Consider the following 14646-nt stretch of genomic DNA (forward strand, 5'->3'; position numbering starts at 1 on the left):
CCATGCACAGGCACCAAAAAATGCAGGACCCGCAGATGCAACGCAACGCGCACGCCGAGCTCGCCCCCGTGAGCCCGGCGAAAGGGAGCCCGGCCGGCATGCTCGCCATGCCGGCCCTGGACGACCCGGCCAATCCCTTCCGGCTGGCGCTGCTGGCCGTGCTGCTGGCCTTTGTCTACGCCATCCTGTCCACGCCGGCCGCCTACACTTCGCGCCCCGACACGCTGGCCGCCATCATCTGGCCCGCGCCGGCGGTGGCCGCGGCCCTGCTGTGGAACCTGCCCTACCGGCGCTGGCCGGTGTTCCTGCTCGCGGTATTCCTGTCCATGATGCTGGTCGGCGACGCCGACCCCCTGTCCGTGGGCGCCGACGCGGCCTTCGCGCTGCTCAATGTGTTCGAGGTGGCGCTGTTTGCCTTCCTGGGGCGGCGCCTGGTTTGCGAAAAAGGCGACATCGACAGCACCCGCAAGCTCGCGCGCTTCATGTTCCTGCTGCCGCTGCTGGCCACCAGCCTGGTGGCGGCCCTGGGCGCCACCATAGGCGCGGTGACCAAACACACCGAGTGGCTGGAGGAATGGCGTGTCCTGCTGGTCGGCAACGGCCTGGCCGTGCTGGTGCTGCTGCCGGCCCTGCTGGCCTGGTGCTCGCGCCAGGCCAGCGCCGACGCTTCGCCCGGCGACAAGCCGGTGGCCGTGGCAGCCGCCGTGCTGGCCGCCGCCTTGATGGCCGCCGCGGCCCTGCTGCCGCGCTTTCCGGAAGAAGTGCTGCGCGCCCTGCTGTCGCTGGTGCTGGTCTGGGCGGCCATCGCCGGCGGCCTGCGCTCGGCCTCGCTCGGTGTGCTGGCGGCGGCGGCTGTCGGCATAGGCCTGGCCGTGGCGGGCTACGGGCCCTACAGCCCGGCCCGCGGCGGCGAGGAAGGCACCTGGGAGCTGCAGGTGGACCTGGCCGGCATGGCGGTGCTGTCCTTCTTCGTGGGCATCGCGGTCAACGAGCGGCAAAAACTCAACCTGCGCCTGGAGCGCGCCCGGCGCTTTGAAACCATGGGCTTTCTGACCGGCGGCATCGCGCACGATTTCAACAACATCCTGGGCGCGGTCGGCGGTTATGCCGAGCTCGCGATGGAACGCGAACAGGCCGGCCTGCCGGTGCGCGCCCCGCTGGGCGAGGTGGCGGCGGCCGTGGCGCGCGGCAAGGACCTGACGGAGCAGATCCTGCTGGCCGGGCGGCGCGGCGCGCGCACGCGCCAGGCCAGCGACCTGCGCGACCTGGTCTCGGAAGCGGTGGCGCTGGCCACCCCCTTGCTGCCGCCCGGTGTGCGGCTGGCGGTGCGCGTGCCGCTGGCGCCGGTGCCGGTGCGGGTGCACCGCGGCCAGCTGACCCGCGCCATCCTGAACCTGCTGCGCAACGCCTCGCAGGCCGCGGCGGGCCGGGTCGAGCTGCGCCTGACAATCTCGGCCAGGGAGTTGCCGCCCGGCTATGCGCGCGAGGCGGACACCGGCGTTGGCGACACGCTGGAGCGGGACTGCGCCTGGCTGGACGTGCTGGACGACGGCAGCGGCGTCGCGCCGGCGCATGTGCACCAGCTGTTCGACCCGTTTTTTTCGTCGCGCTCCTCGCAGGGCGGCAAGGGCCATGGCAAAGGCCACGGCACCGGGCTGGGCCTGGCCATCGTCGCGGGCGTGGCCGCCGACCATGCCGGCGGCGTGGCGGTCTGGACCGGCCGCGGCGAGCGCACGCGTTTTTGCCTGATGCTGCCGCTGCTGGCCGGGCAGGAAGTCCTGCAACTCCCCCTGGTCGCCCCGCCACCGCCGCTCGGCCAGGGCGAGACGGTGCTGGTCGTCGCGCAGGATGCCCAGGCGCGCGAGCGCACCGAGGACGCGCTGGCCGCCCTGGGTTTTGAGCCGGCCGGCTACGACCCGGCCGACCTCGCCGGCGGGCTCCACGGCCTGCAAGGCCTGCAGGGCCTGGATGAACATGCCGAGCTGCTGGTATGGCTGGATTCGCCGGCCGCGGGCGACAGCCAGCTGGCCGCGCTGCGCCAGTCCACCGGCCTGCCGCTGCTGCGCTGCGGCGGCGCGCAGGACTCGGGCGGCGAAGCCCTCATCACGCAGGAAGCCGGCGTGGTTACCATAAGCGGGCCCTTTGACGGCGCGGCCCTGCGCCAGGCCGTCAAAATGGCGACCGGCCGCTCCGATGCCCCGCCTGCCCGGCGTGACGGCGATGTTGACGAAGAAGAAGACAAGCTCCAGCCATGACGCAGCCCAAACAAGCCCTGTCCATCCTGGTCGTCGACGATGACGACGCCCTGCGCAAGCTCCTGATCGACTACCTGACGGGCCACGGCCTTTCGGTGACCGGCGTGGGTACGGCGACGGAAGCCGTGCAGGCCGTCGCCAGGCAGGACTACAGCCTGGTGCTGCTGGACCTGAACCTGCCCGACGGCGACGGCATAGACCTGGCGCGCAAATGGCGCGCCGAGGCCAACATCGCCATCATCTGCCTGACCGGCAGGCTTGAAGAAGCCGACCGCGTCATGGGCCTGGAGCTGGGCGCCGACGACTACATCACCAAGCCGTTTTCGCTGCGCGAAGTGCTGGCCCGCATACGCGCGGTGACGCGCCGCGCCGGCGGCGCGGCCGCGGCGGGTGAGCCGGCCGGCGAGCGCCCCAGCCACAGCGGCGTGCAGGTGCCCGTCACGCGCGGCAAGCACCCGCGCGCCTACCGCTTCGCGGCCTGGGGCCTGAACCTCAACACGCGCCGCCTGACCTCGCCCGAGGGCAAGCCGGTGTCGCTGACCAATGCCGAGTTCAACCTGCTGGCGGTCTTCCTCGGCACGCCCGGGCGCATCATCTCGCGCGAGCAGCTGCTCGAGCGCACGCGCGCCTTCGACGACATCTACGACCGCGCCATCGACGTGCAGATACTGCGGCTGCGCCGCAAGCTCGAGGCCGACGCAAAAAACCCCAAGCTGCTGTGCACCGAGCGCGGCGTGGGCTACTTCCTCAATGCCGAGGTGGAAGCGCTGTGGGAATGAGCCTGCCGGTCCCTTCTCCTTTCTTCTCCATGGCCTCTTTTGTGACCTCTTGTGAATTTTTATGAGCACTGACCTGATCACCGAACTCGGCACACAGCCCATCGCCGGGCCGCGGCCCGCCGGCAACGAAGTGCGCGAAGAACCCGCCTTCGAGCTGCTGGAGGCCGAGGTCGCCAAGCTGGCCAGCCCGGTGCACAGCGTGACCATGGACTGGAACAAGGTCAACCAGTGGTCGGTCGAGCTGTTGTCGACCAAGGGCAAGGACATGCTGGTGGCCTGCTACCTGGCCGGCGGCCTGCTCGAGACGCGCGGCCTCTACGGCCTGGCCGACGGCCTCAAGGTGCTGGCCGACATGCTGCAAAGCTACTGGGACACGCTGTACCCGGGGCTCAAGCGCATGCGCGGACGCCGCAACGCGCTGCAGTGGCTGATAGACCGCGTGCAGCAGCGCGCCACCGAAACCGACTGGGGCGCGCTGCCGCCGCAGGAGGCCGAACTCGTGGCGCGCCTGACGGCCAGCCTGCAGGCCATGGACGCGCTGCTGGCCGACAAGGACAGCGAGGCCCCCTCCATGCGCGCGCTGCTGACCCTGGTCGGCAGCCTGACCGTGATCGAGGAAAAACCCGTAAAAGAACCGGCCCCCGTGGAGGCAGCGGCCGCGGCGCCCGCGCCTTCGACCGCGGCGGCCGCCGGCCCGCCGCCGGCCACGCTGCTGCTGGACTCGGCCGACAACGTCGAACGCGCGCTCGAGGAAGCCTGCTCGCGCCTGGGCAGCCTGGCCGAATGGTTTCTCGCCAACGACAGCAGCAACCCCCTGTCTTACCGCCTGAACCGCACGGCGGCCTGGTCCACCCTGGAGGCCCTGCCGCCGGCCGACGGCGGCCAGACCCGCATCGCGCCGCCGATTTCGCAGGTCAGCGACGCGCTGGCCCGGCTCAAGGACAGCCAGTCGGATGCCGAACTCGTGGCCTTCGCCGAAGCCCAGCTGGCGGCCTTCCCCTTCTGGCTGGACCTCAACGGCGTCTGCGCCGCGGCGCTGGGGCGCATGGGCAGCGGCTACGCGGCCGCGCGCCAGGAAGTCTGCAACGAGACGGCACGCCTGCTCGCGCGCCTGCCCGGCCTGGAAAAACTCTCGTTTTCCAGCGGCATGCCTTTTGCCGCGAGCGACACCCTGGACTGGCTGGCCACCCTGCTGCCCGGCGTGGCGGCCGGCGGCGGGCCCGCGGCCGGCGGCCGCGCCAGCGACGCGGTCACGGCCGCCATCGGCAATGCGCGCGCGCTGGCGGCCAACGACGACCTCGCGAGCGCCGCGGCCTGCCTGCAGGAGCAGCTCGCGCTGCAGCCCACGGCGCGCGACCAGCTGCTGCTGCAGATCCGCTTGTGCGAACTGCTGCTGCAGCACCGCCCCGGCGCAGCCCTCAAGGCCTTCGCCCAAGCCGTGGTGCAAGCCATAGACCGCCACCAGCTAGGCGCCTGGGACCCGGCCATGGCACTGGACGGCCTGCAGGTCGCCTACGGCGTGATGACACGCAACGAGGAAGACCGGGACGCGGCCGATGCGCTACTGGCGCGCATTGTGGCGCTGGATGCGGCCACGGCCGTCAAGCTGGTGACCTGAGCGGGAGGCGCTCGCACAACGCCCTGCTTGTTGCGCCGCCTTGCCGCGCCGGAACCGCTTCGTCGGATTTTTGCGGGCGACGCCTGGCGAGTTTCACGCAGGGCACATAGAAGACCCCTTGCGGTAAGCCACGCCCGGACTTCCCGGTTTTAACGATCCGGCGTCGATAAATCCAACAAAGATTAGCCGCGCACGGACAATCCGCCCCGCCCCTCCTCGCGGGCTCGCATACCGTTCAGCCTTGCCCCAAAAAAGCTCAGCCAATCCATGGCAAGCAGCCGGCGGCGGCACATCAAAACACCTCCCCATCCAGCGTGATCGCCAAGAGCTTTGCTCAGCAGGCAAAGCGACGGGAGGTTTCTGTAGCGAAGGGGAGCGATGAGGACACACACAAACGGAAAGCCAGCCGCCAGTTCCCGGCGAGCCTGGCTGGCGCAGGCCGGCTGTTTTGGCATCGGCGTGCTGCAGCTTCGCGCAAGCTGGGCGGCAGAGCCCAACAAAAAAAGGCCTGCCACAAAAACCGCACCCAAAACCCACTACCTGGTTTCGGCCATCCTGCGCGAAGGCGTGCAGGACTTCACCTTCAGGCTGGTCCACTCCGTGCAATCGGCCACCAGCGTGGACGAAGCCACCGGCCTCTTCACACGCCTGGTGCTGGAGAAATACCCGGGCTACGCGATCGCACAAACCACGGTGACCGACATCGTCCTGCCGCCGGGCACATGCACCGCCGGCAAGCCGGGCAGCCCCAGAAAGCCCGGCCCCACTCTTTACATCGTCTCTGCCGCGATGAGCAACGGCAGCGCCAAGGACCTGGACACTCTGCTGGTCAACGGCTGGCTGCCCGGCAAGAGCACTGACGAGGCACTGGCTCGCGTCCTAAGCGATGTGAAAGCCAGATATCCGGGCTTTACACCCGCCAGCACCCTGGCCACCGAGCTGGATTTAACGCTGGCCGGTTGCCCGATGCCCGGTCCGGTGCGTAGCTTGGGGGAGAGAGCCTGATGATGAGCATGCGCAAGACCTTGGTGAGCCGCACCGTGCTGGGCGCTCTGCAAACAGGCATCACGGTGACCCTGGCCGCTTGCGCCGCCGCCATCCTGGTAAACGCCCCCTCCAACGGCCAGCCCAACCCACAAGCCACCAGCGGCACTCCAGCCATTCCCCCAGGCCAGCGCCTGGAGCAATTCAAGCTTTGCTACGAATTGCGCCGCCCGCAGGCATCGCCGGCGGAGGCGCCTGTCAATCGCTTCTCCATAGACGTCAGCATCCTGGTCCCGCAAGACGACTGCCTGGCGCTGGATGCCAACGGGTGGCTGCGGGTGGTGCCTGGGCAGTGCACTCGCATACCGGCACCCAGCTCTTGCGAGGAAACGCCATGAGCAAACGACCGGAGGCGTCGAGCCAGCGCCTTGCTTTTCTCTTGCTGCTGGCCGGCGCTTGCGCCGCGTGGCTCCAGGGCTGCGCAACAAAATCGCAGGCCCAGTACAAGGTGTACTTCTGCAACATGGAAGACACCATGGTGTCGGAGATCCGCATCAATTACGGCGGTGCCCTGTGGGCGATCCCGCCGCTTCCCGCCCATGCCAAGGGTGGCAATGAAAGGTGCCTGGGCGGCTATGCCCTCACGGCCAATGTCGAGAAACTTGTCCTGTCGGGCAGCCTGGCTCTGAACGGCACGGGCAATGCCCTGAGCAACGCCGTGACGGGCAACGGCGGCAACAATATGCTCAAAGGTGGTGCCGGTGACGACCGCCTTGACGGCGGTGCCGGCAGCGACCTGCTGCAGGGCGACGATGCCGGGGTGATTTTTGATACCGGACTGTCGCTGTCCACCAACTATTCGGCCAGTTCGGGCTGGAATAATTCCGTGTCCTACGTTCGCGAACTGGCCGACGTGAATGGCGATGGGCGAGCGGATATCGTGGGCTTTGCCAACGACGGGGTGTACGTGAGCCTGGCGCAGGCCAACGGCACTTATACGGTGGCATCCAGGGGGAGCACCGAGTTTGCCCTCAACAGCGGCTGGACGAACAACGACGTTTATTTGCGCAAGCTGGCCGATGTCAATGGCGACGGCAAGGCGGATATTGTGGGATTCGGGGGTTCCGGCACCTACGTCGCTCTGGCGAATGGCAGCGGGGGTTTTGGCGCTTCGCGCCTGGCGCTAAGCCGATTTGGAGCCGGGGAAGATGGCGGCAGTTGGAAAACCCAAACGCGGTACGCGCGGGAACTGGCAGATGTGAACGGCGACGGACGGGCGGACATCGTGGGTTTCGGCGGCGACCAGGTGTTCACTTCCCTCGGCAACGCCAACGGGACATTCCAGCAATTCTTCTCGGCGACCTACAGCTTCAGCGACGCAGGCGGATGGACCCACAACGACCAGACCCCTCGCAAGCTCGCCGACGTCAATGGCGACGGCCGGGCCGACATTGTCGGATTCACCGGCGACGGCACTTACGTGGCGCTGGCCAACAGCAACGGCACTTTCGGCACGATGTACAAAGCGCTGGGAGCATTTGGATCAGGCCCATCAGCGGGCGGCTGGGCATCCCAGACCACCGCGCCCCGGGAGCTGGCCGACGTCAATGGCGATGGGCGGGCCGACATTGTGGGCTTTGGCAGCAATGGGCTTTCGGTGGCGTTGGGCCAAGCCAATGGCTACTTCGATACGCCGCAGTCCATGCTGGGGCTTTACACCGCGGCACAGGGCTGGACCAGCAACGATTTGTCTCCGCGCCGCCTCGCCGACATCAATGGAGACGGCCAGGCCGACCTTGTGGGATTTGGCAGCACCGAAGTCATCGCCAAGCTCTCCAGCATGGCTTATGGCAACGACGTTCTGTATGGGGGCGACGGCAACGATACGCTGCAAGGCATCGCGGGCAATGATGTGCTGGATGGGCAGGCCGGCGACGATTTGATGATAGGCGGCAGCGGCAGCGATACCTATCAGATGAGTCGCGGCTATGGCACAGACACCGTGCAGGAAAGCGATGCCAAACCAGGCAATGTGGATCTCCTGTCTTTCAGTTCAGGCATCGCCACCAACCAGTTGTGGTTCAGCCACACGGGCAACGACCTGGCGATCAGCATCATCGGCACGTCGGACAAGATGACGGTACAGAACTGGTACCTGGGCAATCAGTACCACGTCGAGCAGATCAAGCTCAGCGACGGCAAGGTGCTGCTGGACACCCAGGTCGAAGCGCTGGTGCAGGCCATGGCCGCTTTCACACCGCCGCCCATGGGCCAGACAAGTTTGTCGGCTTCGCAGCAAACCGCGCTCGCGCCTGTACTGGCGGCTAATTGGCATTGAGGAAAAAACGACACCGGGCAGGCTCCAACCGGCTGTCGCCCCCACCCTCTTAGCGGGCGGGGGTGGCCGGCGGCGTCGTTGCCGCCGGCGCGCCCTGCTGCAGCTGCGCCGCGGCCAGTTCCTTGAACAAGGCCTGGGTGTCCTGCGGCTTGTGCGGCGTCATGCGCGTATCCCAGCACACGCCGATCTGCTTGGGCAGCGAGACTTCGATGGCCGGCACGGCGGTGGCGTTGGAGAGTTTGGCCTGGATGCCGCGCTCCTCGCGCGCGAACTGGGCGTCCTGCAGGCGCTGCTTCTCGGCCGTCTTGTCTTTTTCCTGGCGCTCGAGCTGCTCGAGTTGCTGCGCCGCCTTGAGGATGGCGTCCTGGCCCTCGAAGTTGTAGCGCAGGCCGACCTGGCGCACGCCCAGCGCGTCCAGCCGCGCGCGCGCCGCCGGGAACTCGTCGACGTTGAACTGGCGCGCGCCGTCGCGGAAGTCCTGCAGGAAACGCACAACGCCGCTGGAGCCGGGGTATTTCTTGGTGAGCACCACGTCCTCGATCTTGATCTGCAGCGTGACGTCGCCGCACTGGCGGTCGCCCAGCGGGAAGCTGTCGCTGACCGGGAAGTTGTAGTTGTTGAGCACGCGCGCGCCGGAAGCGCACTGGATGGCCAGCACCGTCACAAAGGGCTTGGCCTTGGCGCCGGGGTTGACGCTGGTGGGTTGCGCGGTGATGGTGAGCTGCTGGGCCTGGGCCTTGATGGCCTCGACCTTCTGCTTGATGTCGGCCAGCGCGCGGTCTATCTGGGCCATGGCCTGCTGGGCCTGCAGCTGTTCCTTCTGCACCGCGAGCTTGTCGGTCTGGTCCTGCAGTTCGGCGCGCTGCTGCGTCACGAGCTGCTCGACGCGCTTGCCCGCCGCGTCGTTCAGCATGGGCAGGAACTGGCGCGTGAAGGGCACGCTGTAGCCCAGGGTCTGCACGATGGTGAAGCGGTTGGCGTCGCGCTGCAAAAAGGGCTTGGCCGGGCCGTCGGCGAAGGCCCAGACGGTGCCCTTGGCGCCGTAGAGCTGGTCCACCATGGCCGCCATGTTGGGCGCGGTCTGCAGCGGCCAGTCGACCTTGGAGGCCCATTCGCTCTGCAGGCTGCAGGAGGCCTGCTCTTCGGTGTAGGCCAGCACGAAGCGCAGCGGCCCGCCCATGAGCTGCCAGACGATTTCGTCGCTGGGGCTGTTGTAGCCCACCTGCCTGCGCAGCTGGACCAGGCTGTCGGCCGTGGACTGCAGGGCCGAGGCCTTGACGGCCGGGTCGGTGGAAAAGCCGTGGAACTCCACCGCCGCCTGGTAGGCCTTGGCCGGCCCCACCACCACGTCGGTGGCCACGGCGTTGAGGTCCTTGAAGAATTTCTGCAGCGTGGCCGCCGCGTCCAGGTTGTTCTTGAGGGTGTCCTGGCCCAGCTTGGGCGCGCCGCCCAGGACTTCCTTCATGGCCTTGCCGCCCACGTTGTTGATGGCTCCCACCACGTTGAGGGCCTCGCCCGCGGTGCCGGAGCGCGCGGCCTGCCGGCGCAGCTCGGCCAGCTCGCGCGACAACCGCAGCCAGCTCGGCAGCTGGGCGGCGGGCAGGTCGCCGAACTCTTCATTGAGCCTGTCCATCACGCGGAAGTAAGGGCTGCGCGCGCTGGTGATCAGGCCCATGGCGGCGCGCCACTCAGCCTCGCCCGACAGCGTGCGCTCGGTGCCTGAAAAACCGGTGGCGAATTTCTGCCAGGCCTGGATGCGGTTTTCCTTGTACCAGGCTTCGAAGGCGCCGCGCTGCGCAAGGAACTTGGGGCCGTCGTCTATGCTTTTTTCCATCTCCGCGAGGAAGCTGTCGATTTCCTTCTTGCCCGGGTTGGTGAAGGCCGCGGACACCACCGGCAGCGCCTGCCCGGCCGCGGGCGCGCGGGCCTGGCTGGTGCCGACCCAGAAATCCTGCACCGTGACGGGCTTGTGCAGCGGGTTGGTGTCGGGCAGGTCGGCCAGCCAGCTGAGGTTGGGGTCGTGGAAAGCCAGGCGGTTGAGCAGCTGCTGCTCATAACGCAGGCGCACCGGCACATAGGGATCGGTGGGCGCCGACCAGGCTATGTTGGAGATGTAGAGGTCGTTCAGGCGCGTGTAGAGCTCGGGGGTGTAGCGCGAGATGTGCTGGCGCTGCGGCATGGCCAGCAGCGTCTGGCGGTCGGCGCCGCGCTCGTGCGCCTGCAGCAGGTTGATGTAGCGCACCAGGTTGCGCATCATGCGCGCGAACTCGTGGTTCGGGTCGTCCTTGAGGATGCGCTCCGAGTCTTCCTGGTAGTTGGCGTCGGTGGTCGGCAGGATGTAGCGGCGGAAATTGCCGGTGTAGCTGCTTTTGAGGCGATCCTCGAGGTCGTCCATGTTGGTGGTTTCCACCATCCACTGGCTTTTCCAGCTGTCGTTGCGGCGCTCGACCAGGGAAATGGTGTCGCTCAGGCGCTCCAGCGTGGTCGCGTCCTCGTCCAGGTTGCCGGTGAAGCGTATGCTCAGGCGGTCTTTTTCCTGCAGCAGCGACAGCGTCTGCATGTTGTCCAGGAAACCGATGGTGATAAAGATCGCCGCCGCGACGCTGAGCAGCACCCAGGCCAGCATGCCGAGGTTCTGCGTGGCGGTGCGCCAGGGGTTGCGCAGCGAGGCCGGCAGCGAAATGCTGCGGTCCTGCGGCAGCACCCGCCCGAAAAAATCATGCAGGAACAGCCCGGCGTTGGCGCTGGGATGCGGCGGCACCGGCGGCAGCACCTGGCCCAGCAGGCTGGAGACGGCGCCGCCCTGCTGCAGGCCGCTGCTGAAGAACAGGCCGCGCAGGAAGGGCGTTTCAAGGTAGGCGCTGTCGCCGAAGCAGGCGCGCAGGAACACTTCCAGGCCGGGCTTGAGCTGGCCCAGCTCGTTGGGAAACATCAGCAGCTCGGGCGCGACCGGGGTGCCGCGCGCCACCAGCACGGTGCGCAGCACCTGCAGCCGCTCATGGATGTTGCCGAAGGCCTTGTCGAGAAAAGAGTTCTCGCCGGGCTCGCCGGTGTCCGGCTCGGCCAGGTAGCCCATGGCCTGCTCCAGCGAGTTTTCGCTGAGCTGGCGGGCCCACTCTTCCATGCCGTAAATGCGGTCGCACTGCGTGACCATCACGTAGACCGGGAAACGCTTGCCGAACAGGCGTATCAGCTGCTCGATGCGCTCGCGCACCACGCGGCCTTCTTCCAGCAGCGCGTCCTTGTCGGGATGGGACAGGCGCTCGGTGCTGATGGCCAGCACCAGGCCGTTGAGCCCTTCCTTGCCGCGGTACTTGGCCAGCAGGTCCAGGCCCAGCTCCCATTCGCTGCGGTCCTGCTCGAGGTCGGCCGCCTCCACATAGCGCCCGGCGCAGTCGATGACCACGGCGCGGTCGAAATACCACCAGTCGTAGTTCGAGGTCTGCTCGATGCGTGCGCTCTGGCTGACCTTCTGGATCGACGAAGACAGGCGCGTGCGCGTCAGCGCCGTGGTCTTGCCGGTGCCGGAGCGGCCCACCACCATGTACCAGGGCAGCACATAAAGCGGGTTGCCGAAGCGCTTGAGGCTGGAGGCGCGCAGCGTGGCGGCGGCGGTCTTCCATTTGCGGATCAGCACCGCGCGCGGCGACGCCTGCTTGGCCGCCTTGTCCTGGCCGGCCGAGGACAGCTGCGCCATGCGGCTGCGCGAGCGGTAGACCTGCACCAGGCGGATGATGAAGCGCACCAGCAGGTACAGCCCCAGCACCCCGAAGAACACCGCCACGGCCGCCCACAGCGGCCACTCCATGTAAAGGGCCAGGCCCCAGCTCAGCAGCGCCAGCACCGTGAGGGCCAGCAGCCAGAGGACGATGCTACCCAGCGCCTTCATTTGATCTGCGCCATGATGGAGCTGGCCGTCTGCCAGATGATCAGGTGGTAGATGCCGTAGAGCACGGCCAGCACGGCCAGCGGCGCCAGCAGCACGCTGAGCGTGAGCGAGGAAACGCGCCAGCGCCAGCGGCCCTCGCCCGGCTGCTTGCCGCCCTTGCGCCCCACGCTGGCATAGGCCTGCGGAAACAGCACCTTGCCCGAATCGCCGTACAGGCCGTCGCCTTGCACCAGCTGCGCCAGACTGGCCTGCTTGATGTCTTCCAGGGTCTTGGGATTGCGGTCATGGCCGTAGCGACCGGCAAAGCCCATGGCCAGGCAAAAGAAATACACCTCGCGCACCGCCAGCTGCTGCGGGCCCAGGGCCTCCAGGCGGGTGAAAAACTCGACCCCGGCGCTGGACACGTTGAAATAGCGTTTTTGCAGCAGGTGGCGCTTCCATTCCTCGGCGCCCGGCCAGGCGGTGGCCAGCAGGAGCTCATCGGCCCAGGCGGCCACGGCGAACATGGCGCCCAAGGTGTCGGACTCGGCGATGCCGGCTTCCTGGGCCTTGCGGCGGGCGTCGGAAAGCAGGCTGTCGAGCTGGTCCTTGACCGACGCCGCGCTTGCCGAGGGCTGGCCCTGGAAGTGGCGCACATAGGCCATGAAGGGGATGAAACAGTCAACAAGGCGCACGCGTTATCTCCGCAACACAACAATTTCGGCCTTGAGGTCGGCCGGCGCATCCATCCAGTACAGCGCGACGGAGCCTTCGCGCTCCACCATCTCCCACTGCTGGCTCATCTGCTCGATGCGGAAATAGTAGGAGTATGAGCGGCGCGGCAGGCCCTGCGGCGCGGCCGCCATGTGGATCAGCTCCAGCCCCGGCAGCGCGTGCGCGATCAGGCCCGGCATCTCGTCGGTGGCGGCCAGGCGCGCGTCGCGCTGCACCGCGTCCACCACCCACTCCATGTCTTTTTCGGTGCGTATCACCAGGTAGAAGCGGTTGCGCTGGCCGAAGAAGTTGCGCGGCAGCTGGCCGACGTGGTAGTCGCCCTGGGGCTGCAGGATGGCCAGGAACTCCGGCCCCACGGTGATTTCATTGAGCAGGTGGCTGACCATGGTGCGCACGCGGTCGAAACACTTGCCGAGGTCGGCGTGGTCGTAGGGCGGCAGGCCCGGCGTGCCGTCCTCGGCCTCGCCCAGCATGTTGAAGCGCTCGGAAAACGAGCTCAGCTCGCCGATCAGCTGGCGCATGGCGCCGTAGGCCAGCCAGGGATGGACCTGGCGCGTCTCGGTCAGGTGGAACAGGTAGGGGCTGGCGCGGTTCAGCGAGCGCAGGGCCAGCAGGAACACCATATAGCTCGCGTCGAACTCGGCCTTTTGCATCTCGCGCGGGCTTTTGTATTCCTGCAGCTGGCGGGCGCGCCCGGTCAGTTCGTCGCGGATGTCCTTGACCAGGCGCAGCAGCACGTTGGAGCCGGAGATCGCGTAGCAGGGCGGGATGAAACTTTCGGACAGCTTGATGGCGTCGCCGTCGCGCACCAGGCGCGCGATGGGGATCAGGCTGTAGTCCTGCAGCTTGTCGATCTCGCCCTCGAAAAACACCTTGACCACATGCAGCAGCGTGCGCACCTGGGCCGCCGGGCCGTCGGAATACAGGTCGGCGACCTCGGGCGGGTTGGCCAGCGTGGCGTAGCGCGTGGCGGCGCCGCCGGCAGCCGTCAGGTCGGCCGCGATGGTCACATTGTTTTCGGTGGCGCTGAGTTTTTTCAGGCCCAGGTAGACCGTGAAGGGCTTGTCGCCCTCCACCCAGTCCACGTCGAAGGGCCTGGCCTTGATGACGGCATTGCCCGGGTACTCTATATAAGTGCGGTCCTGGAACAGCAGGCGCGCGGCCTGCACTTCCACCGTGCGGTTGCCGGCCGCCGCGGCGACCAGCTCGAGTTCGCCCACGCCCCAGAAATGCGGAAGGCCCGACTCCTGCATGGGCTTGTGCTGGAACTGGTTGTGCAGGTCAGCCATCTGGAAATGCTGGGACTGCAGGAACATGCCCTGGTGCCAGTAAATGCCTTGTTTTTCTTCCATGTGCTGCCTGCTGTCCTTATTTGTCCAGTTTCTTCACCGCGCTGTTGGCGTTCATCGCATCCTTGAGCGTGTCCGGCGTCAGCTTGATCTCCCGGCCCCCGCCGTCGAGCGGAACCGCCTCGCCGGCTTTTTTCCCCAGCTCCCGGTTCAGGCGCTCGGCATTGAGCAGCTCGTCCGGGCCGAAGTTCAGGCGCAGCGCCAGGGTCGCGGGCGCGGCCTTGTAGGTTTTGCTGACCATCCCCTCGCTCTCGACCGTCAGCGGCACCTCGAACAGGCGCGCGCTGCGGGCCGCATCCATCTGGTAATACCCGGCCGCGATGCCCACGAACTTGGCCTTCTGCGCCCGGTCCAGCTGCAGGATGCTGTGCTGGCCCGGCGTCACGACATAGCGCGCGAAATGCACAAACCCCTCGCCGCCCTTGCCGGTTTCCAGCGATTTTCCCACCAGCGCCGCGTCCGCAATCAATTTATAGAAGGCCGCGGAGTCTTCCATCTGGTAAACACCGAGTACCAGCGTATGCGCTTCACCACTGTATTCATTGAGCCGGTTGTCGGCCTCGACTTCCACCAGGATGGCGTTGCGCGCGAAACTCCAGGCGATTTCGGCCACGGCTTCCTTGCGCGTGTTGCCGCCCATCATGGAGTTGGCCGTGGCGCAGCCGCCCAGTGCCCCCAGCGCGGCCGCGGCCAGGCAGGCCCCGGCCACCCGCCATGCCC

10 protein-coding genes are annotated in these 14646 nt (G+C 67.5%); 6 read left to right on the plus strand and 4 right to left on the minus strand.

Annotated features, from left to right (window positions below; all coding sequences use genetic code 11):
• Window positions 1-35: 35 nt before the first annotated feature.
• The 6 genes from AC1D09_RS14450 to AC1D09_RS14475 all read left to right on the plus strand — a co-directional run bounded on the left by AC1D09_RS14450 (window position 36) and on the right by AC1D09_RS14475 (window position 7974).
• Window positions 36-2255, plus strand: a complete 2220-nt coding sequence (locus AC1D09_RS14450) for an MASE1 domain-containing protein (RefSeq protein ID WP_477701109.1) — start codon at window positions 36-38, stop codon at window positions 2253-2255.
• Window positions 2252-3034 carry a response regulator gene (locus tag AC1D09_RS14455; protein WP_477664858.1) on the plus strand — a complete coding sequence of 261 codons (783 nt, stop codon included), beginning with the start codon at window positions 2252-2254 and terminating at the stop codon, window positions 3032-3034. Before AC1D09_RS14450 ends, AC1D09_RS14455 begins: the two co-directional genes overlap by 4 nt.
• A 61-nt stretch (window positions 3035-3095) precedes the next feature.
• Window positions 3096-4652, plus strand: a complete 1557-nt coding sequence (gene tssA / locus AC1D09_RS14460; RefSeq protein ID WP_477701110.1) for a type VI secretion system protein TssA — start codon at window positions 3096-3098, stop codon at window positions 4650-4652.
• Window positions 4653-5030: 378 nt separating this feature from the next.
• Entirely contained in the window at window positions 5031-5657 is a 627-nt protein-coding gene (locus AC1D09_RS14465) for a hypothetical protein (RefSeq protein ID WP_477664097.1), read from the plus strand.
• On the plus strand, window positions 5657-6034 hold the full coding sequence (locus tag AC1D09_RS14470; protein ID WP_477664098.1) for a hypothetical protein: 378 nt from the start codon (window positions 5657-5659) through the stop codon (window positions 6032-6034). The genes AC1D09_RS14465 and AC1D09_RS14470 overlap by 1 nt, the downstream gene beginning before the upstream one ends.
• Entirely contained in the window at window positions 6031-7974 is a 1944-nt protein-coding gene (locus AC1D09_RS14475; protein ID WP_477664099.1) for an FG-GAP-like repeat-containing protein, read from the plus strand. The genes AC1D09_RS14470 and AC1D09_RS14475 overlap by 4 nt, the downstream gene beginning before the upstream one ends.
• A 49-nt stretch (window positions 7975-8023) precedes the next feature.
• On the opposite strand, the gene AC1D09_RS14480 is transcribed toward AC1D09_RS14475, so the two are convergent.
• The 4 genes from AC1D09_RS14480 to tssJ are packed head-to-tail and all read right to left on the minus strand — an operon-like array spanning window position 8024 to window position 14635.
• Window positions 8024-11863: a type VI secretion protein IcmF/TssM N-terminal domain-containing protein gene (locus AC1D09_RS14480; protein ID WP_477664100.1), complete on the minus strand. Its 3840-nt coding sequence runs from the start codon at window positions 11861-11863 to the stop codon at window positions 8024-8026.
• Window positions 11860-12537, minus strand: a complete 678-nt coding sequence (locus tag AC1D09_RS14485) for a DotU family type IV/VI secretion system protein (RefSeq protein WP_477664101.1) — start codon at window positions 12535-12537, stop codon at window positions 11860-11862. Before AC1D09_RS14485 ends, AC1D09_RS14480 begins: the two co-directional genes overlap by 4 nt.
• A gap of 3 nt (window positions 12538-12540) precedes the next feature.
• Window positions 12541-13929, minus strand: coding sequence for a type VI secretion system baseplate subunit TssK (gene tssK, locus AC1D09_RS14490; protein ID WP_007863895.1), 1389 nt, complete (start codon window positions 13927-13929; stop codon window positions 12541-12543).
• A gap of 16 nt (window positions 13930-13945) precedes the next feature.
• Window positions 13946-14635 (minus strand): type VI secretion system lipoprotein TssJ, encoded by a 690-nt coding sequence (tssJ, locus tag AC1D09_RS14495; RefSeq protein WP_477664102.1) that lies wholly within the window; start codon window positions 14633-14635, stop codon window positions 13946-13948.
• Window positions 14636-14646: the final 11 nt, after the last annotated feature.

Source organism: Polaromonas sp. P1_A2 (assembly GCF_056406895.1).